The 18,560-nt window shown below is 60.1% G+C and carries 19 protein-coding genes; 10 read left to right on the top strand and 9 right to left on the bottom strand.

The features are described 5' to 3' along the window. The first annotated feature begins 108 nt into the window (after window positions 1-108). The 4 genes from CFA77_RS01080 (at window position 109) to CFA77_RS01065 (ending at window position 4,284) form a co-directional block, all read left to right on the top strand. Entirely contained in the window at window positions 109-1,422 is a 1,314-nt protein-coding gene (locus CFA77_RS01080) for a dicarboxylate/amino acid:cation symporter (RefSeq protein ID WP_206991887.1), read from the top strand. Window positions 1,423-1,549: 127 nt separating this feature from the next. Then, window positions 1,550-2,167, top strand: coding sequence for a DUF937 domain-containing protein (locus CFA77_RS01075; RefSeq protein WP_242517439.1), 618 nt, complete (start codon window positions 1,550-1,552; stop codon window positions 2,165-2,167). A 38-nt stretch (window positions 2,168-2,205) separates the two neighbouring features. Beyond that, window positions 2,206-2,940, top strand: coding sequence for a phosphatase PAP2 family protein (locus tag CFA77_RS01070; RefSeq protein ID WP_206991885.1), 735 nt, complete (start codon window positions 2,206-2,208; stop codon window positions 2,938-2,940). A 39-nt stretch (window positions 2,941-2,979) separates the two neighbouring features. Beyond that, a complete protein-coding gene (locus CFA77_RS01065) occupies window positions 2,980-4,284 on the top strand; it encodes an MATE family efflux transporter (protein WP_206991884.1) in 1,305 nt (434 codons plus the stop codon). Here the strand turns inward: CFA77_RS01065 and CFA77_RS01060 are convergent. Both CFA77_RS01060 and CFA77_RS01055 read right to left on the bottom strand, forming a co-directional pair. After that, the gene (locus CFA77_RS01060; protein WP_206993135.1) at window positions 4,247-5,299 is read right to left on the bottom strand and encodes a quinone-dependent dihydroorotate dehydrogenase; all 1,053 of its coding nucleotides are present in this window, start codon (window positions 5,297-5,299) and stop codon (window positions 4,247-4,249) included. The two genes, CFA77_RS01065 and CFA77_RS01060, sit on opposite strands and share 38 nt — an antisense overlap. Continuing rightward, entirely contained in the window at window positions 5,286-5,651 is a 366-nt protein-coding gene (locus tag CFA77_RS01055; RefSeq protein ID WP_233347876.1) for a DUF952 domain-containing protein, read from the bottom strand. Before CFA77_RS01055 ends, CFA77_RS01060 begins: the two co-directional genes overlap by 14 nt. 66 nt (window positions 5,652-5,717) lie before the next feature. On the opposite strand from CFA77_RS01055, the gene CFA77_RS01050 reads away from it, so the two are divergent. Next, complete coding sequence (locus tag CFA77_RS01050) at window positions 5,718-6,146, top strand: DUF4112 domain-containing protein (RefSeq protein ID WP_206991883.1); 429 nt, start codon at window positions 5,718-5,720, stop codon at window positions 6,144-6,146. Here CFA77_RS01050 and CFA77_RS01045 read toward each other — a convergent pair. Beyond that, window positions 6,135-7,925, bottom strand: a complete 1,791-nt coding sequence (locus CFA77_RS01045; protein ID WP_206991882.1) for a hypothetical protein — start codon at window positions 7,923-7,925, stop codon at window positions 6,135-6,137. The two genes, CFA77_RS01050 and CFA77_RS01045, sit on opposite strands and share 12 nt — an antisense overlap. Window positions 7,926-8,141: 216 nt before the next feature. Between CFA77_RS01045 and CFA77_RS01040 the strand changes: the two genes are divergently transcribed. The 5 genes from CFA77_RS01040 (at window position 8,142) to CFA77_RS01020 (ending at window position 12,841) form a co-directional block, all read left to right on the top strand. Then, window positions 8,142-9,377: an argininosuccinate synthase gene (locus CFA77_RS01040; RefSeq protein WP_206991881.1), complete on the top strand. Its 1,236-nt coding sequence runs from the start codon at window positions 8,142-8,144 to the stop codon at window positions 9,375-9,377. A gap of 2 nt (window positions 9,378-9,379) precedes the next feature. Beyond that, the gene (locus tag CFA77_RS01035; protein ID WP_206991880.1) at window positions 9,380-10,174 is read left to right on the top strand and encodes a hypothetical protein; all 795 of its coding nucleotides are present in this window, start codon (window positions 9,380-9,382) and stop codon (window positions 10,172-10,174) included. A gap of 13 nt (window positions 10,175-10,187) precedes the next feature. Next, entirely contained in the window at window positions 10,188-10,694 is a 507-nt protein-coding gene (locus tag CFA77_RS01030) for a GNAT family N-acetyltransferase (RefSeq protein ID WP_206993134.1), read from the top strand. Window positions 10,695-11,044: 350 nt separating this feature from the next. Then, window positions 11,045-11,599 (top strand): hypothetical protein, encoded by a 555-nt coding sequence (locus tag CFA77_RS01025; RefSeq protein WP_206991879.1) that lies wholly within the window; start codon window positions 11,045-11,047, stop codon window positions 11,597-11,599. A gap of 48 nt (window positions 11,600-11,647) precedes the next feature. Beyond that, on the top strand, window positions 11,648-12,841 hold the full coding sequence (locus tag CFA77_RS01020; protein ID WP_206991878.1) for an NAD(P)/FAD-dependent oxidoreductase: 1,194 nt from the start codon (window positions 11,648-11,650) through the stop codon (window positions 12,839-12,841). On the opposite strand, the gene CFA77_RS01015 is transcribed toward CFA77_RS01020, so the two are convergent. From CFA77_RS01015 to CFA77_RS00995, 6 genes are all read right to left on the bottom strand, one after another. Next, window positions 12,842-13,804 carry a hypothetical protein gene (locus tag CFA77_RS01015; RefSeq protein WP_206991877.1) on the bottom strand — a complete coding sequence of 321 codons (963 nt, stop codon included), beginning with the start codon at window positions 13,802-13,804 and terminating at the stop codon, window positions 12,842-12,844. Between the two features lie 24 nt (window positions 13,805-13,828). Next, window positions 13,829-15,307 (bottom strand): oligosaccharide flippase family protein, encoded by a 1,479-nt coding sequence (locus tag CFA77_RS01010; RefSeq protein ID WP_206991876.1) that lies wholly within the window; start codon window positions 15,305-15,307, stop codon window positions 13,829-13,831. A gap of 1 nt (window position 15,308) precedes the next feature. After that, the gene (locus CFA77_RS01005; protein WP_206991875.1) at window positions 15,309-16,304 is read right to left on the bottom strand and encodes an HEXXH motif-containing putative peptide modification protein; all 996 of its coding nucleotides are present in this window, start codon (window positions 16,302-16,304) and stop codon (window positions 15,309-15,311) included. Window positions 16,305-16,387: 83 nt separating this feature from the next. After that, the gene (locus CFA77_RS17175; RefSeq protein ID WP_255342031.1) at window positions 16,388-16,519 is read right to left on the bottom strand and encodes a hypothetical protein; all 132 of its coding nucleotides are present in this window, start codon (window positions 16,517-16,519) and stop codon (window positions 16,388-16,390) included. Window positions 16,520-16,752: 233 nt separating this feature from the next. Next, window positions 16,753-17,694, bottom strand: coding sequence for a tRNA pseudouridine(55) synthase TruB (gene truB, locus CFA77_RS01000; protein WP_206991874.1), 942 nt, complete (start codon window positions 17,692-17,694; stop codon window positions 16,753-16,755). A gap of 136 nt (window positions 17,695-17,830) precedes the next feature. Then, window positions 17,831-18,478 carry a hypothetical protein gene (locus tag CFA77_RS00995; protein ID WP_206991873.1) on the bottom strand — a complete coding sequence of 216 codons (648 nt, stop codon included), beginning with the start codon at window positions 18,476-18,478 and terminating at the stop codon, window positions 17,831-17,833. Window positions 18,479-18,560 lie beyond the last annotated feature (82 nt).

Raw genomic sequence — 18,560 nt, 5'->3', positions numbered from 1 at the left:
AGGCTTTTCATCATCCGACTGGCAAGCTGCAGGAATGCGCACCGCGCGATTGCCTTCCCCGGCAGCGCGCCGTACCGTCGGGCGCTACAGACGGGGCAGGAGCAGCTTATGAAATGGTGGTTTGGCATTGATCTCTGGAAACGGGTGATCGCAGGTCTGGTTCTGGGCGCACTCGTCGGCCTTGGCCTTCGCTATGGGCTCGGCCCGGAAGCCGCCAGCGACAATGTCTCCACCTGGGCCAAGCCTATTGGCGATGCCTTCATCAACCTCATCAAGATGCTGGTTGTCCCGCTGATCTTCACCACGCTGCTGTCCGGCGTGCTGGCCATGGGTGATCCCAAAAAGCTCGGCAGCCTCGGCGGGCGCGCCCTGCTCATGTATATGGGCACCACGGTCATTGCCGTCAGTTTCGGCCTGCTCATGGGCACGTTGATCCAGCCCGGCGCAGGCTTTGACCTCTCGATTGCCTCAGCGGCTGACATTGCCGAGGCTAAAGCCCGGCTCGATGCAAACCCGCAACCGGGCAGCATCGGCGAACAGCTGATGAATACGCTGCTCTCCATCATCCCGACCAATCCGGTCGCAGCCTTGACCAATGGCGACGTGCTGCAGATCATCTTCTTCGCCATCATGCTCGGCATCGGCATCCTGATGACGGGCGAAGCCGGCAAGCCACTCGCCAATGTCATCAACAGCGCGGCTGAAGCCGTCATGAAGCTGACGCTGATCGTCATGGAAACAGCACCATTCGGCGTCTTCGCCCTGATGGCCTGGGTGCTTGGCGAGCGCGGCCTCGACATTCTTGTCTTCCTCGGCAAGCTGACGCTCACCCATTATCTCGCCTGTATCCTGCACATCTTGATCACATATGGCCTGATCATTCGGGGCGGCTTGCGCCTGCCCCTGATCCCCTTCTTCCGCGGCGCGGTCGACGCGCAGGCCGTCGCCTTCTCGACATCTTCCTCGAATGCCACACTGCCCATGACGATTTCCTGTGCGCGGGAAAACCTGGGCATTGGCAAGCCGGTCGCCTCTTCCGTCCTGCCGCTCGGCGCGACGATCAACATGGACGGCACCGCGCTCTATCAGGGTGTGATTGCCCTGTTTGCGGCCCAGGCCATGGGCACGCCCATGACGGCCGGCATGTATCTCACCATCATCCTGATGGCGACGCTCGTCTCGATCGGCACAGCCGGCATTCCCTCGGTCAGCCTGTTCCTCGCCGCCACTACGCTCAGCGTGATCGGGGCCACGCCGGAACAGATTGTCGTCGTGATTGCCGTCCTGTTCCCGTTCGACCGCATCCTCGACATGATGCGCACCGTCACCAATGTGACGGGCGATCTCACCGTTGCGACGGCGGTGGCGAAATGGGAGGGCGAACTGGACGAAGAAATCTTCCGCGCCCGCGACCCGGTATAGACTGCGCTTTTCAACCCAGCTGACATTCCCACCCGTCCAGTCATCTTGCGTTCAACAATCGATTGTTACGTATAACCCAAGTTAAATCTGAACGGAGACGGGAATGGCTGGGATCAACCTTTTTGACATGCTGACACAAACGAATAATGGCGCTGCCGTACAACAGGTAGGGCAACAGACTGGCCTGCAGCCGGACATGGCGCAAGCGGCCATCAAGGCCCTGTTGCCAGCCATCGCCGGTGGTCTTCAGCGTAATGTCCAACAGCCCGGCGGGCTTCAATCCCTGCTCGGCGCGCTGCAGAACGGCCAGCATGAGCAATATCTCGACCAGCCGGAATCTCTGGCTCAACCGAACGCCATCGCCGATGGCAATGCCATTCTCGGCCATTTGCTCGGATCGAAAGACACCAGCCGAGCGGTCGCCGCGCAGGCTGCCCAGAAAACCGGCCTCAGCGAACAGGTCCTGAAATCCGTCTTGCCCATGGTTGCGTCCATGGCGATGGCCTCGCTTTCCAAGCAGACCAAGAAGCCTGACATGGCGGGCGCACTTGCCGGCATGTTGAGCGGCCAGCAGCCTCAACCTGCGCAAGGCGGTATCGGCGGATTGCTGGGCGGCCTTCTGGGAGGACAATCCAAGGCTCAGGCCCAGACCGGCGCGATGGGTATGCTCGGCGGCCTTCTCGATGCAGATGGCGACGGCAATGCCGTGGACGATATCTTCCAGATGGTGATGAACCGCCGCTAGGGCTTGGAACCGGATGATGTGTGAGGCATTCAAGCCTCATGCATTTTTCCCGAACGCAATGGCTGTGCGCCAGTCTCAGCCTGCTTGTATTCGCCGGTCTTGCCTTGGGCGAGGCCGGCCTCTGGCCGCTTGAGGCGTTTGATCGTGCCATCACGGACGCAGTGCCCGCCCTTCGCACCGAAACACTGAACCTGCTGATGCTCGCCGTCACGGCGCTCGGGAACACTCGCTTTCTTGTCTTCGTGGCCTTCACGACCGTGTTGGCCCTGCTGGCTGCAAAGGCGTGGCGCGAAGCCCTGCTCTTTGGCACGGCCTTCACACTGATGCCGCTCATCGTGAAATTTCTGAAGATGACGATCGCCCGTCCCCGACCCACAGTCGATCTCTATGGCGGCGTTGAATCCTTCAGCTTTCCGAGTGGGCATGCCACCAATTCAGCGCTCATCTATGGCGCATTGGCCCTGCTCGCGCTGGCCGTATTCCGCAAGCTTCCCGGCCGTCTACTCGCCTTGGCCTTTGGTGTGCTCGCCATCATGATCGCCGTCTCTCGAATCTATCTTGGTGCGCACTGGCCGAGCGACACGCTTGCCGGGCTGGCCCTCGCAAGCCTGATGCTGACATGCGTGTCGGCCATTCAGGACGAGCTGCGCCTGCCCGAAGCCGCACGTTTCGTGCCTGTTGTATTGATCCTGATCACCGCTGCCTTCCCGCTCTATCTCCTGATAGCGCTGCCTGAGGCGCGTGAACTCTATACAGCGCTGCACCCGGAATAGGCCTCGCCCCGATCCGGCAATCACGCTAAGCGGGCGGGCATGCTGACCCGCGGAAAAGTCATTTCCCTCGCCGTGCCGATCATTCTGGCGCAAGCCGCGACCGCCACGACGGGCGTCGTTGATACGGCCATCATGGGCCGGTTCGGGGACAAGGCAGATCTGGCTGCCGTCGCCATCGCGGCTGTGGCCTACAGTTTCATTTATTGGGGCTTCGGCTTTCTGCGCATGTCGACCACAGGCCTGACGGCGCAGGCCAATGGCCAGCACGACACAGCCGAATCCCGCGCCATCCTCCTGCGCGCACTCATGCTGGGTGGCGCGATCGGAGTGGCGCTTTTCCTGCTCTCTCCTCTTCTGAAGATAGGCACGTTCGCGGCCTTCGAAGGGACCCAGACTGTCGAGTCCCTTGCCAAGGGCTATTTCAATGCACGCATCTGGGGCGCGCCCGCATATCTGATGGGCCTCGCCGTCACCGGCTGGATGCTCGGCACTGGCAAGACCGGCCAGATGCTCGCCTTCCAGATCGTGATGAATGGCACCAATGCCGGGCTGGATGCCTGGTTCGTCGCAGGCCTCGATTGGGGGCCGACCGGGATTGGCGCAGGCACAGCCATCGCTGAATGGGTCGCGCTGATCTTCGGCCTTATCCTTGTCGCGCCTGCCTTCCGCGGCCATGCCCGCCTGCTGGACCGGGACAAGCTCACCGCGCTGTTTGCGGCCAATCGCGACATCATGATCCGCACATTGGCGCTGGTCTTCTGCTTTGCCTGGTTTGTCCGCTCCGGCACGCTGATCTCCACTGCGGTGACGGCCGGCAATGAAGTCTTGCTCCAGTTCATTACCGTCGCCGCCTTTGTGTTGGACGGATTTGCCTTCGTGGCGGAGAAAGAAGCTGGCGAAGCCTATGGCGCGCGCGACGGCAAACGGCTTGCCCGGGCCATGCGCCTGACAACAGAGTTCGCGCTTGTCTCCGGCGCAGCGATCTCGCTGCTTTATCTTTTCGGCGGCGGCTGGGTGATCGAAACCTTCATTCGTGATCCGGAGGCGCGCGCCGCAACGCTGGCCTATCTTCCGTGGTGCGCCGCTGTCCCCCTGCTCGGCATCGCTGCGTGGCAGCTGGACGGGCTTTTCCTTGGCACGACCCAAGGCCGCGCCCTGCGGAATGCGGGAGTCATCTCAGCTGTGCTCTATCTCGGCGCCGACATGCTGCTGCGTCCGGCCTGGGGCAATACCGGTGTCTGGGCAGCTTTTCTGACAATGTATGTGTTTCGTGCGGCTGCGCTTGGCGCCTATGTGCCGCGCCTGTTCAGAGATCTTTCCCGACCGCATCAGCCAGCGTCGTGAAACCGTCCGCCTGTAACAGGCGGACAAGTTCGCGATTGATATGTTCGGCCAGACCGGGCCCTTCATAGATCATCGCAGAATAAAGCTGGACCGCATGGGCCCCTGCCCGAATCTTGCGATAGGCATCGGCCCCGCTGGTAATGCCGCCTGCCCCGATCAGATCAAACTCACCCTTCAGTTCACGCGCGAAATTTGCCAGCACGTCCGTGGAGGAGTTCATGAGGGGCGCGCCAGATAGGCCCCCCGCCTCACCCTTGTCAGCACTCTTCAGGCTGTCCGGTCGCGCAATCGTCGTGTTGGAAACGATCAGGCCGGACAGCCATGCGCCCGGTCCGCGCACAACGCCGCAGATATCTGTAATGGCTTCCGGGTCGAGATCCGGCGCCACTTTCAGGAAGACTGGCTTGCCCGCACGCTCAGCCGCACCGCACGCCATCAGCAAAGCTTCGAGCGATGCCTTGTCCTGCAAGCCGCGCAGGCCCGGTGTGTTGGGCGAGGAAATATTGACCGTGATATAGTCCGCATGGGGCGCAACGGACTCGATACCGCGCACATAATCCGCAATTCGGTCGTCACTCTCCTTGTTCGCCCCGACATTCGCGCCGAGTGGCACGGCACCGGAATACACTTTGAGGTTCGCGACGAAATTGTCGAGACCTTCATTGTTGAACCCCATCCGGTTGATGACGGCCTTGTCAGCGCTGAGGCGAAACAGGCGCGGCTTCGGATTTCCCGCTTGGGGCTTCGGCGTGACGGTCCCGCACTCTACAAAGCCGAAGCCAAATTTCGACATGGCGGTCGGCACGTCGCAATTCTTGTCGAATCCCGCGGCAAGACCCACCGGCCCGGACAGGACGAGTCCTGATTTCGGCAGCTTAACTGCGAGCGTCGGATGGGTTGCCGGCGGATTGACCGGCACGCCCAGGCGCTCCTTCAGAAGACGGATCGTTGTTGTGTGCGCCGCTTCCGGCGGCAACAGCTTGATTACGGCAACGCCAAGATCAGTCAGGCTCATCATTCAAATCCTCTGGCATGAGCGGGGCGCCATTCTCTGCACGCGCAAGCCGCCAAACCGCATCGGCCTTGGCAATCTGCAACCGCCCGTAGAGGTGCGGGAACAATTGCCCACCCCGGCTCGTTTCCCATTTGAGTGGCGGCAAACGGTCCACGGGAAAGCGGACCAGCCGCACGTCCTTGAGACCCTTGAAATACTTGTCCGCCGTTTCGCCGACCTGCGCCGCCGTGGACAGATGCACATAACCATCGTCACGGTCCAGCGGCACATTGGTCACCCCGGAGGCCTCGGCAGCACGCCATTGGTCGTCGGTCAGCAATTTGTAGACATGCGTATCATCCATACGCGCCATTCAACAGGCTTTGACGCGCGGCGCAATATTGGGTCACTGTGACACTGGAATAAGGGGACAAATGACATGCCATCACGGATCAGCCAGGAAGAAGCAGAATCGCTGCACCTGCCCAATGGGCGCACTGTCGCCGACGAGATCGCCGGCTTCGACCGGTTCTCGGATTTGATGGATACGCGCTTCAGGATTGCCGGCGTGCCGTTCGGTCTCGATTCCCTGCTCGGCATTATCCCCGTCGCAGGCGATGCCATCACTGGCGCCGCTGGCCTTTATGCCCTTGGCACCGCGGCCCGGCTGAAACTGCCCATCACGGCGCACATACACATTATCTGGAATCTGGTCGTCGACGTGGTCCTCGGCTCTGTCCCACTGGCGGGCGACGTATTCGACTTCTTCTTCCGGTCACACCGCAAGAATTTCCGCGTGGTGGAGAAACACCTGATCAAGCGCGCCAAGCGCCATCACAAGGACATGGCCAAACGCCTAGATGCTTGATTTGGGCTCTTCACTCGCCCGCGAGATCAGCCACTCGCCCTTGCCCGACTCGCATGCCGCAAACCGCCCGCGCTCCTTGCCCGGAATGACATAGGAAATATCCCGGCACGTCAGGGCAACACTGCGATCCACCTGCGCCGTCACCGAACGCTGCACAGCATTATATTCGCTGACCGAATAACTCACCGTCTTCAGCACAGGCCGGCTCGCTTCGCGCATGGTCGTCTGCTCGACCGTGATCTCGATCTGGCCGCCTTGTGGCAACGCAATCGTGGAAACCGCGCCATCCTGCGCGGAGTTCACGATGGACAGGAATTCAGCCTGCAAGGTTTCGAGGGCCGCCGCGGATACGGGCACATCAGCGGTGCGCTGCACCCGCTCGGCCATGAAGGCTTCGACCTTTTGAGAGGCTTGTTGAACCGGTTGCGGACGGTCAAAGGCGCGAACATGCGCGCCATTGGGCTTGAGGGCGGGCGGCGCAGCACGCTCGACGGGTGTCTGCGCAACCAGGACAAGGGGCTTTGACGGTTTCAGCGAGGCCGTGGTTGGCATTGGGCCACTATACGCTGCCCAGGTCGCCACGGGCTTGGCCTTGGGTGTGCGGACCAGCGGCTTGACCTGCGGCGTTGGCGCCACCGGCAAGCTGACCGCATTCGCCATCGACACATACTGAACCGGTGCGCGCAGCGCCTGCACTTCCGCAGCAGCCACCCGGCGCGCCTCGGCAAGACGGTCAGCTTCAATATTGGCGAGCCTCAGGGCTTCGGTCTCGGCATGCGCGATGCGGCGCGCTTCCAGTTCGGCAAGGCGCGTCGCCTCGGCGCGCGCAGCTGCAGCTTGCTCTGCATCCAGTTTGGCCTGGCGGATCGCTTCCATGCGCGCCACCCGTGCGGCTTCTTCCTCGGCAAGGCGGCGCTTCTCGGCAGTGGCATCTGCAAGCCGTGTCGCTTCGGCAAGACGCGCAAGGCGCTGTTCTTCGGCAAGCTGTTGCGCTTCCGCCTCGGCAATGGCCGCAGCCGCGCGGCGTTCTGCTTCAGCAGAGGCGGCCACAGCGGCAACGCGCTGGGCTTCACTATGCACTTCATTGCGTGCGGCAATGTCAGAGGCGATGGCCTTGTAGTCGAACCAGGGCTGGGCCGTGCCATCGGCGGGCGCGGAGGCGCTCGCCATCGCGAGTGCAGACGCCTGGCTGGACGTGATCCGCTGGCTGGTTGCCGCTTTCAGCGCGGCATGTGTTTCAGCAGCCGCGGCGGCATCCTCGTCGCCATCGGCCCCGTCAGCGCCGTTCAGCGCATTGTCAGCCGCCATGAAAGACAGGCCCGCAAAGCCGAGCACGGCAAGACCCGCAAACATGATCTGCGACAGCTTGGCCATGCGCGCGCCCATGCCGGACGCATCATCGCCGTCTCCGCCGCCGAGGGTCAGCCCATTCGACAGCGTGATCGCAGGCAATGCGCCGCCCATGGACGACACGGCCCGCATCAATATCGGCGTGACACGCATCTGCGGCTCGGCAACCGCATTCACAGGCCGTTTCGGCTTGGCCGCCCGCATCGGCGCGGGGCGGTTACGGCCTGCGTCCAGTGTTGGATAATGAATGCCGGATGTGATGGCCAGCGTGGACTGGGTCCGCACCGCGCGGCGCGCTTCAAGCCGGTCGCGGAAAGAGGCCTCCGCCACACTCTGGCGCGGCGCATCGGCGCGCGTGTCCGTGCAGTCCAGGACGGCACGGCGAAGGGCTTCGGGAAGTACGGAAACGGGCTCGCGCCGATCTGTCATGTGCGTCTCAAGCATGACCCTATCTAACCCCCAGCTGCCTACCTTAACCTTAACGGCCCGACTATATCGCGTTAACCGGGATCAAACTATCCCTTCCGCCAAAGAGTCTTGTGAGACTCTCGTGAACGCCCGGTCCCCGCGCAACGCTTGTAATCGCGGGCTTTCCCTCCTATTGCATCCCCGCAATCAGCAGGTCCCCGAACAAGGTACAAATTCATGTCCGTTTCCGCTCCGAAAAAAGTCGTGCTCGCCTATTCCGGCGGCCTCGACACGTCCATCATCCTGAAATGGCTGCAGACGGAATTCGGCGCCGAAGTCGTCACCTTTACCGCAGACCTCGGACAGGGCGAGGAGCTGGAGCCAGCCCGCGCCAAGGCGCTCGCCGCCGGGGTGAAGCCGGAGAACATCTTCATTGAAGACGTGCGCGAGGAATTCGTCCGTGACTTTGTCTTCCCCATGTTCCGTGCCAACGCCGTCTATGAAGGCGTCTACCTGCTCGGCACTTCCATCGCCCGTCCGCTGATCTCCAAGCGCCAGATCGAGATTGCCGACATGGTCGGCGCTGACGCCGTCTGTCATGGCGCAACCGGCAAGGGCAATGACCAGGTCCGCTTCGAGCTTGGCTATTACGGCCTGAACCCGGACATCAAGGTCATCGCCCCGTGGCGCGACTGGAGTTTCAAATCCCGCACGGATTTGCTCGCCTTCGCTGAGCAGCACGGCATCGAGATCACCAAGGACAAGCGCGGCGAGGCCCCCTTCTCGGTCGATGCAAACCTGCTGCACTCCTCTTCCGAGGGGAAAGTCCTGGAAGACCCGGCAGAGCCTGCGCCGGAATTCGTCCATATGCGGACGATCAGCCCGGAAGACGCGCCCGACGAAGCAGAGATCATCACGATCGGCTTCGAGCGCGGCGACGCCGTTTCCATCAATGGGGAAGAGGTGTCCCCCGCCACGCTGCTCACCGCGCTGAACGCCTATGGCAAGAAGCACGGCATTGGCCGGCTGGACCTGCTCGAAAACCGTTTCGTCGGCATGAAGTCCCGCGGCATCTATGAGACGCCCGGCGGCACCATCCTGCTGACGGCGCATCGCGGCATCGAACAGGCCACGCTCGACAAGGGCGCGGCCCATCTGAAAGACGAACTGATGCCGCGCTATGCGGAACTGATCTATAATGGCTTCTGGTGGAGCCCGGAGCGCGAAATGCTACAGGCCGCCATCGACCATTCCCAGCGCTGGGTGACGGGCGAAGTGACACTGAAACTCTACAAGGGCCAGGCCTACCTCACCGGCCGCTCCAGCCCCTATTCTCTGTACCGGGAAGACATCGTCACCTTCGAAGACGACCACGGCGCCTATGACCAGAAAGACGCGGAAGGCTTCATCAAGCTGAATGCGCTGCGCTTGCGGTTGCTGGCAGGGCGGGACCGGAAGTTTGGGAAGAACTGACTGTGTCGTGGCTTGAAAAAATTACAGACAGTGAGAGATTCGAAGTCCGGGATCGCTACAACAGAAATCGCTTGATTTCTCAGCGGAAGTGGATCGTTCTTTTTTATTTCTCAGCATACGTCTTATTAAGCGACAAACTTAATATGCAGAAAGAAATTGGCCCGCTAAATTTCTCAAATCTTACAGATGAGTATATCGCCTTAGCTTTCTTGATAGCCAATGCCTTGATATTTGCTTACTCAATAATCCAGATACCGTCCTTTCTTTCAAATTACCCGGCCTACCTACGAGACACTTTCGCCAACATTAGGGCTAATGAGGGCATTGAAGATAGGGAAACGATGGATAAGCTTAACACAGAAGCTGCAGAGTCGGAGAAGAGAGCGCACGAGCTAGAGATTCGGCAAGAAGACTTCGCGAATGCTTACCAAGCTTATCAAGACGAATTTGGAGATCGAGATCTACTCGATGAAGATGACGAAAGAAGAGCGCGAACAATTGCTGAAAATTATGGTGTCCCATACAAACCCCACTTTTTGCAATCAATTGAGCGAGAGCTGCGCTCGATCGGACGAGTGCGCTACCAAGTTTCCGAAAGCTTAGATCGGGTATACAGCGACATCGCCTCACTAAACGAAAACATTGAAAGAGGGCTTAGCCAGCGTTCTGAGAACTTTAAGATGTATGCCATCACAGAAGTCCTTACTGACACAACCAGAGTTTTGCCTACAATCGTCTTCGGAATAATGACCATCGTGTTGTGGGCGCAGAACTACTACTCAGTACCTCCGACCTGAGTTTGGAAACCGAATCTCACACATTTTTTTCATCCGTCCCTACACCCCTTCCGACCTCCCTGCCCTCTATGCCATCAATCAGGCCTCGACGCCCGGCGTGGGGCATGAGGATTCGGCTAAGGGCCTGAAGCGATGGATTGATCTCGCCACCTGCCTCGTCGCGACAGATGCGGACGGCGCGCCGCTCGGCTTCATCACGCTGATCGAGCCCGGCACGCTGGCCTATGAGAGCGCCAATCTCCGTTGGTTCGAAGCGTGGCAGGCAGAGCAAGGCTGCGACCTGCTCTATGTTGACCGGATCGCTATATCAAAGGCCGCGCGCGGACAGGGCCTCGGCCAGCGCCTCTATGCAGCCGCCTTCGACCTCGCCCGCGGTCGCCAATGGCTCGGCGCGGAAGTGAACACAGACCCGGACAATCCGGGCTCGCACAGATTCCACGCCCGTATGGGCTTCGTCCGTGTTGGCGAGAAACGCTACACGCCGGACTATACCGTCGCCTATTATGCAAGGCCGGTCTGAGGCACGTCCCTTCCTGTCATCCCCGCCTCTCCGGCGCATGCCGGAGTCTCGCGCGGCTGGCTCAGCTTAGTTTCTGCAGGCGACCCCGGCATGCGCCGGGGATACGGTCTTTGTGAGCGAGAGGTTGCTCTTCGAGGAGCACAAATCGCACGGCGATTTACCCGAGAAGGCCCAAGCGCAAACGCAGGGCTTGCGCTTGACCATGAGAGACCCGGATGGCCCGCGCCAGTTCGCCTTGCGCATGGGCCGTGACTTCTCGCGTCCCACTATTCCACTCACGCCAAACTTGACACAGGTCTCTTGATCATTCACTTTGCTTTTCAAAGTATTCTGCAAAAAGGAAACTTGTCATGGTCCGCACGCTCTCCCTCACCGCGGCGACCTTCGCCCTCGCCCTTGGTGCACTGGCGCAAGAGGCCGCCGCCCCTGCCCATCCGCTCACCCCATTCTATGGCACATGGGTGGGCACGGCGAGCGGCTATGACGAGGCCAGGCAGCCCTATACTGTCACACAGACAGAGCGTGTCGGTCTCATGCTGGACGGCGCGATCGCGGTGATCGAAGGGCGCGGCTATCGCGACGACGGCTCACTGGCCTTCAACGCCTTCGCTGTCGTGTCCTGTTCCGAAGACGCCGAGGCCTGCGACATGAACAGCTATCTGCCCGATCGAACCGGGTCTTTCAAACTGGTGCCAACCGAGACCGGGTTCATTTGGACCATCCCTGCTGGCCCGGAGGCCGAAGTCAAATATGTCGCGACCCTGGACGGTGATGTCTGGACCGAAATCGGCCACTACCATCCAGCCAGCGGAGACCCGATGGAAATATTCCGCATGGAAGTCACACGTACGGGCGATACAGACTGGCCCGCTGGCGGTGCTGTTCTCCCTCCGGCGACAGAGTAGACAGTTGCCTGCCTAGCCCGCGCAGTCCAAACCCGCTAAAGCCCGCGCATGCCAAATGCGCCGACATCCTATGAAGCAATTGTCCTGGGCGCGGGCGCGGCGGGCCTGTTCCATGCGGGCCTTGCCGGTCAACGCGGACGGCGTGTATTGGTGCTAGACCATGCAAAACGCCCCGCCGACAAGGTACGCATCTCCGGCGGCGGACGCTGCAACTTCACCAATCTCGAAACGCGCGCCGACCGCTTTCTCAGCCAGAACCCGCATTTCGCGAAATCGGCGCTGGCCCGCTACACGGCCTGGGATTTCATTTCCCTCATGGCCGCCCACGGCCTGACCTATACCGAAAAGCACAAGGGCCAGCTTTTCTGTGACCAGAAATCCGGCGCCATCATCCAGATGCTGCTGGACGAATGCGACAAGGGCGACGCGGAGATCCGCCTCTCCACAGAAGTTTCCGGCGTGACCCATACGGATGGACGGTTCACGGTCGAGACCAGCAGCGGTGCGGCCAGCGCAGAGCGGCTCATCGTGGCCACAGGCGGGCTTTCCATTCCCAAAATGGGCGCGACCGGCCTTGCCTATGACATCGCCCGCCAGTTCGGGCATGACATCGTGGAAACGCGGCCCGGCCTTGTCCCCTTCACCTTTTCGGGTGAGCTGGGCGAAAAATTCGCCTCGATCTCCGGCGTCGCTACCCCCGTGCTCGCCAGCGTCCCCGGTGCGCGCTTTGATGAAGACCTGCTCTTCACCCATCGCGGCCTCTCGGGCCCTGCAGCGCTCCAAACCTCCTCCTACTGGCATCAGGGCGACCCCCTGTCCCTCAGCCTGCTGACGAAGGCAGATCTGGGCGATGCCCTGCGCGCCGCCAAGCAGGCTGCGCCGAAACAGACGCTCGCCAAGGCATTGGAAGCCCACTTCCCTGCCCGCCTCGCCGACCTGATCGCAGATCTCGGCCCGATCGCACAAGATGCCCGGCTGGCCGACCTCTCCCACGTCGCCATCGACGAATTCGCAGCCTTCCTCAAGGATTGGCGCGTGCCCCCAATGGGCACGGAAGGCTATCGCACCGCCGAAGTCACCGTGGGCGGCATCGCCACTGACGGCCTGGACCAGAAGACGATGGAAAGCCGCCATGTTCCGGGCCTGCATTTCATTGGAGAATGCGTGGACGTTACCGGCTGGCTGGGTGGCTATAATTTCCAATGGGCCTGGGCCAGTGCACACGCCGCCGCAATGCTGTGATCAAGGAGTCCAGCGCGGCCGTGTCAAATAGCCATCGCGCTTGCGCTGGGAGACCAGGTCTGGATGGTCCATCAAGATGGGATCACCACCTGTTTCCGTATCAATGGCCCGCATCGCCTCGGCCAGACGCTGATGGAACAAGGCGTCTGTCTCAACCCGCAAGGGGAATGGATGGTCCAAAATCAGCGAATTGTTCGGGTTCGTATTGATTTCGTAGACCTCGACCTTTCCCTTCACCAGCGTGAAATCCGCCCGTCCGAAGGAAATGCCTGCTGCCTTGAAATGCCCGGCAATCCCCGCAGCATGGCGGTTTTCCTTCACCGCCTGCATCTCGTCGAGATAGTGCGCCTCACTCGCCACACCTTCCTTGCCATACTTGGCGTGCCAGTTTTCATCGTGGACGGACATTCCGGTTATGACTTCATCGCCCACGCAATACGCGGCAAGCTTGCGGAACAAGCCATCCTCAATAGGCTCGGCGCAATATTCCACAAACATCAGATCTGACAGGCAAAGCCCCGATCTGACGAGTTCGTCGAGCGCAGACCGAGCCTCTTCCGGTGTCGTCAGCAATTCGGTCTGCGTACCGCGATGCGCCGCGCGTGTGCGCAGGAATACCGGATACCGATCCGGCAAGCCATCCATCTCCGCGTCCCATACCGAAAAGCTGTTCAGGCCTTCGCCCTGGAGTTTCTTGAGCATGGGCAACCGGGTGCGCGCGCTGGCCGGATCATTCAGCGCCCTTGCATTGTTGGCCGTGAGGCAGCGATAGGCTTTGGCGGCCAGTTCGCGCGTCCAGAAATCAATGCGGTCAAAATCGGTGAAGACGTAGGTGGCGCGAGGCAAGGACTTCTTGCGAAGCAATTGGTTGTACGACATCAGATCGATCTTCGGCATGCCGGGAACGTCGCGCAGCTCGCGCACAGCGTATTTGTGCGATCCGGATGTGATAAAGCAGATCAATTATTCGTCCCCGTCTGTCAGATTTCAGATCGCGTCTTCGACGCTGTCATGATGGTTTCGGAACCAGGTCATCCCCTCCCGGATTTCCCTGACTTGCCGCACTCCAATCAAAAACATGAGCGCACCATAGGCCACAATACCAGTCGCAACCATTGCAGCAATGATGGCGACATCGAACCATTCACTCGGCAGGAATTTCTGGACTGTCCACACCGCGCCGACCATGCCGATCGCGCTGAGCAGTGCCTGCCAGCCAACGGTCAGCTGGTGCAGCGCCGAGTAGCCTGCGGCTCGCTGCACCAGCAAGGCCGAGAGCGGCCATGTGAGAAAAGTTCGCAGGGCGATCAGCGCCGCAATACCGACAACACCATATGGCATCAGGAACGGCGCCATTGCGCCCAAGAGGACGATACCTATCGAAAGGATCAACAGAGGAGACTTGCTGTCGCCTACACCCCTCAGGATCGCAATATTGAAATTGCCTGTGGCGTCCCGGATCCCCAGAACAAGAAAAATCTGTATCGGCAACACCGCCGCCACCCATTCATCCCCCACGACAAGCGGCACAAGCAGAGGTGCCACCATTGCAAGGCCCAGGGTCGCCGGATAGATGGCTGCTGTCGTCATGGCGAATACACGGTCCAGCAGATCATGCACCGTCTGGCGACTGGACTGCAGACGCGCCACCACGTTCATCGCGATCTCATTGAATGGTCCCATCAACAGTTCCGTCAGCATGCCGGAAACATTGCCAGCCATCGCCAACAGGCCGACCGCGCGTTCGCCGCCGATCATGCTGAGCAGGAAGCGCGGAATGGCATCATCAACATAGCCGAGCAGATAGGTCAGTACGGTATCGCGATTGAACGCAAACAATTCTCGAAAGGCGTCCCGGCTCACGGCAAATCCGGGTCGCCACTTCGCGGCATAGATGATGCCCGCTGCCGAGATCACCGTGCCAACCGCCATACTGAGGACAAGCGCCCAAACGCCGAAGCCGAGAATTGCCAACACAAGTGCCGCGCCGGTTGAGACCACTTCCGAAACCGTCTCGATCAGAACCACTTTATCATTTTCCAGACGCCGCTGGAGCAGTGCTCCAGGCACCCCCTCAACGCTACCCAATACCATGAGCAGGCTGAGCGCAGGCAGGACATCCGCTACGGCGGGAGCGCCGATCAGGTTGGCGAGAGGTTTTGCCAGCAAGGCGATGATGATGGAAAACAGAACCGTCAGACCTGAATTCAACCAGAAGGTCGTATCCAGGTGTCCATCACTGAGGTCTTCTCGTTGCTGCAGGCTTTCGGTCAAAGGCGGGCCGACAAAGATGCCCACCAGGCCAAATATCAGACTGGCGAGCGCCATGATGCCATACGGCTCCGGTCCCAGAATGCGCGCCATGATCGCGAAGCTGACAAGGCCGAAGATCGCCGAGCCCCAGGAATGCGCGAACATCCATACAAGGTTGCGCATGGCCCGGCGTATGATGAAGGAGGCCGTCATGTCAGACGGAAATCGGCAACTTGCCTGACCCATCCATGAAATCAGTCATCGCCTGCAGCACGCTCTTGCCCGTCTCGGTCAAACGTCCCTCGCGCCGGACAATGTCTGCAGAGTCCCGCTGGATGGTTTCGGCTTCCTTCAGGATTTTCCTGAGTCGGCGGCGCTCGAACCAACCGAATTCATCGCCAGCCAGCATGTGCTTCAACACCCAAATCATCCGGGCAGATACAAATGATGCGTGAAAAATACCTTCCAGCGGGCGTTCGGTTCGGCGGATGGGCGACCAGAACAATTCTGAATCCGGATTTTCCACAAGCATTTCATTCTTGCAGGCACCGAACAGGGCCGCATGGCCTTCCTCGTGCGCCAGTGTGACAATCAGATCGGCCACAGACGCCTTACGCTCTGCATTCAGGGCAATTGCACCCCAGAGGCGGAAACAGGTGCCGCCTTCAAACTCGAGCGAGCCTTCCGCCGGCCCCACCAGGACCAACTCCCCCAGCAGTGCATTCATCTCATCGTGCAACTCGGGCAGGTTGTGCTCTATCCAGCCAATTGCCTCTTCCAGCTTCGCGGAGAAGCGGTCGGCTTGCGACGGGTCTGGCCGAGTTACGCCTGCAGCGCCCGTTTCGGGAGCGCCCATGAAAGTTTGAATTCGGCGACTGTCAGCGTCTGTATAGTCACGTCCCAGAACAGTGATCTTCGTGCTCCGCGCCACGGGATGTTCCGTTAGAATGCGCTGAATAAGCGCCACACCTGTGTCGGTCTCACCGGCTTGGAGAGCTTCCACAGCGTCGTAGTAGGTTCCGAATACCGCTGATGATACGCGCTGAGCTGGTCCGATTTCCTCGCGCCAGGCTTCAAATGCAGCGGGCAGTGTCGGCGCTTTGTCGCTCAGTTCGCCTGCCAGATATCGAAGGCTGTCATACAGGCCATCATGCATGGCCTGATTGGTCGTGATGGCGTCGCTGGAGTTCGGAATGAAGCGGAACGGCATTTTCAACGAATCTCCCGGCATACGCTGTTTAAGTATGTGCACCGCCTCGCGAGAGGCGGTGCACGTTCGCTAGCGCTGGTATACTACCAAAACTTGAAGAATTTTCTTCCGCCGCGCCGGCGTTTGTTGCGACCTCCCTTGCAGCCGACCATCGTGTCGTTTTTCGCGTCACGAAGGTTGCTGAAGCCGAGGAGCATATCTTTCTTGAGATTCATAAGAGTACTCCCTTGTTTCCCGCCGTCATTGACGGGACTACGCATCTTGCAGATTCCGTGCAACTTTCCAGCAGAATCTCGCTAGGCGCGAAAAAATTAATGAATCAAATAGCCACATTAATGGATGTACATCTGCATGGGACGAATCTCACGAATTCCCGCAGGAATGGGCCCCGTCTCCGCGCTGAGAGAGACCTGACACAGTTCTTGGAAAACTCGTAAAACGCCTGAAATTATGACGTAAATACGCGACTTGGCTCGAAACGCCCGGCGCGGACATCCCCCAAGGCAACAGCTTTTCCGTCGCAAACGGCGATCGCTGCCCGGTCGTCTGGATCGTCAGACGATTCTTCCTTCCATCGCTCAATTATGTGCGGCAATAGAACAATCGTCCGTCCGTGGCGGATGTTTCCTGCTTCCTCGCGTGTGATGTCCACACTTGGCACATTCTCGAGCATGGCATGGATCGGCTGAAGAAACCCCATCAGGGTTTCCATATTCTCAGCTTCCTCAATCATTGCCAGCGGGATCGCCGCAGGGGCGCCGAACTGGCCGACACGTGTGCGCCGCAACTGACTGATATGGCCTTCGCATTCGAGATCAAATGCCAGGTCCCGTGCCATGGCGCGGACATAGAAGCCCTTGCCCGACGTGACATGGATCACGGTATGGTCTGCGTCCGGCATACCAATCACACTGGCCGTGAACACGTCGACTTCGCGCGAGGTAAGTTCGAACTCCTCCCCTTCCCGTGCGAGGTCATAGGCCCGCTGGCCATCTACCTTGATCGCAGAGAATTTCGGCGGCACCTGCTCAATGGTCCCCAGGTAGCCTTTCAGAAGTTCTTCCACCTGTTCCCGCCTTGGTCGCGCTTCGGATGTGGCGGTCACTTCGCCTTCGGCATCCTGACTTTCCGTCGAGATGCCCCAGCGAATGGTAAAGACATATTCCTTCTGGGCATCCATCGCCCACTGCACCGTCTTGGTCGCCTCGCCGAAAGCAATTGGCAGGATACCGTCGGCCAGCGGGTCCAGTGTCCCGCCATGGCCAACTTTTTGAGCATTATACTTCCGCTTCAGGATCGCGACGGCCTGAGTTGATGTGATATCGACAGGTTTGAACAGGTTGAGCCACCCGTTGATCGGGTCGCCTTTGCGCTTTCTTTGACGGGCCAAGTTTCAGAACTCTCTGGTTGCGCCAGCACGCGGTTCGAACGCGGGCGGCGGTGTGTCGGAAAAGGATTAAGGCGCGGCCATACGCAGCCCGCTCATGTGCGTCAAGCCAGTGCGGCCAGCCCTGCGACAATGGAGGTCAGGAAGCGTCGCGGACGATCTCGGGATCGTGATCGAACAAGACCTCGGTTTCGGTCTCGGAGGGTCCAGCCGGAACGACTGGCTCTCTTGGCGACGCAATCGTCTTTTGTGGCTCGGTCGGCAAGCTGAGGTCCACAAGATCCAGATCGAGATCAAACTCGCCGCGGATGGCACGCTCACCGGAATCCATCTTGTGACGGACAACGTCCCGAATACGCATCAACACGTCACGATTATTATCCACCAGCGGGATCTGCCGCCCATCCGATGCGCCGATCACGAGCCGGTAATAAGGCTGGCGCGTCTTCATGCGACGCGCGATCAACGCCGCGCGAATGCCAAGGATAAACCCCAGCAACGTCAGCACGCCGCCCACCAACAGCGCGACCATGCTGGAGCCGTTCCCCGGAAACAGGCCGCCCCAGGCGAGCGCCATCAGACCGAAGAACAGATTGATTACGAAGAAGGACGCATAAAGGCTCTGGGTTCGCTTGTTCGCGGGCGTCTCCCATGGCGCAAACTCCTTCGACTCCACGGACATGGTGGCTATGCATTGGATGGCGATCGTGTCTTCGCCCATCTGAAGCGACGCCGCAGAAATCTCTCCCCGGCGAGCCCCTTCCATGTCGAGCGTCTGGCGATCCATCCGTGCGGGCCCCTGATTGCGATCAATCAACGCTCGCAATCTGGTGCAGGCGAGTCAACTTACAACCTGTCCAGAGACAGCG

The sequence above is a fragment of the Hyphomonas sp. KY3 genome, assembly GCF_017309975.1.
Lineage (GTDB): Bacteria > Pseudomonadota > Alphaproteobacteria > Caulobacterales > Hyphomonadaceae > Hyphomonas.
The sequence above is the reverse complement of the archived record's forward strand: the minus strand, read 5'-3'. Positions and strand labels throughout refer to the sequence as shown.

Excerpts from the sequence above, each read along its gene's own strand:
- CFA77_RS01020 (WP_206991878.1), top strand. The coding sequence starts at position 11,648 with ATGCCAAATGCGCCGACATCCTATGAAGCAATTGTCCTGGGCGCGGGC.
- CFA77_RS01075 (WP_242517439.1), top strand. The coding sequence starts at position 1,550 with ATGCTGACACAAACGAATAATGGCGCTGCCGTACAACAGGTAGGGCAA.
- CFA77_RS01055 (WP_233347876.1), bottom strand. The coding sequence starts at position 5,651 with ATGGCGCGTATGGATGATACGCATGTCTACAAATTGCTGACCGACGAC.
- CFA77_RS01080 (WP_206991887.1), top strand. The coding sequence starts at position 109 with ATGAAATGGTGGTTTGGCATTGATCTCTGGAAACGGGTGATCGCAGGT.
- CFA77_RS01050 (WP_206991883.1), top strand. The coding sequence starts at position 5,718 with ATGCCATCACGGATCAGCCAGGAAGAAGCAGAATCGCTGCACCTGCCC.
- CFA77_RS01045 (WP_206991882.1), bottom strand. The coding sequence starts at position 7,925 with ATGACAGATCGGCGCGAGCCCGTTTCCGTACTTCCCGAAGCCCTTCGC.
- CFA77_RS00995 (WP_206991873.1), bottom strand. The coding sequence starts at position 18,478 with ATGGATCGCCAGACGCTCGACATGGAAGGGGCTCGCCGGGGAGAGATT.
- CFA77_RS01040 (WP_206991881.1), top strand. The coding sequence starts at position 8,142 with ATGTCCGTTTCCGCTCCGAAAAAAGTCGTGCTCGCCTATTCCGGCGGC.
- CFA77_RS01005 (WP_206991875.1), bottom strand. The coding sequence starts at position 16,304 with ATGCCGTTCCGCTTCATTCCGAACTCCAGCGACGCCATCACGACCAAT.
- CFA77_RS01010 (WP_206991876.1), bottom strand. The coding sequence starts at position 15,307 with ATGACGGCCTCCTTCATCATACGCCGGGCCATGCGCAACCTTGTATGG.
- CFA77_RS01070 (WP_206991885.1), top strand. The coding sequence starts at position 2,206 with ATGCATTTTTCCCGAACGCAATGGCTGTGCGCCAGTCTCAGCCTGCTT.
- CFA77_RS01060 (WP_206993135.1), bottom strand. The coding sequence starts at position 5,299 with ATGAGCCTGACTGATCTTGGCGTTGCCGTAATCAAGCTGTTGCCGCCG.
- CFA77_RS17175 (WP_255342031.1), bottom strand. The coding sequence starts at position 16,519 with ATGAATCTCAAGAAAGATATGCTCCTCGGCTTCAGCAACCTTCGTGAC.
- CFA77_RS01025 (WP_206991879.1), top strand. The coding sequence starts at position 11,045 with ATGGTCCGCACGCTCTCCCTCACCGCGGCGACCTTCGCCCTCGCCCTT.
- CFA77_RS01065 (WP_206991884.1), top strand. The coding sequence starts at position 2,980 with ATGCTGACCCGCGGAAAAGTCATTTCCCTCGCCGTGCCGATCATTCTG.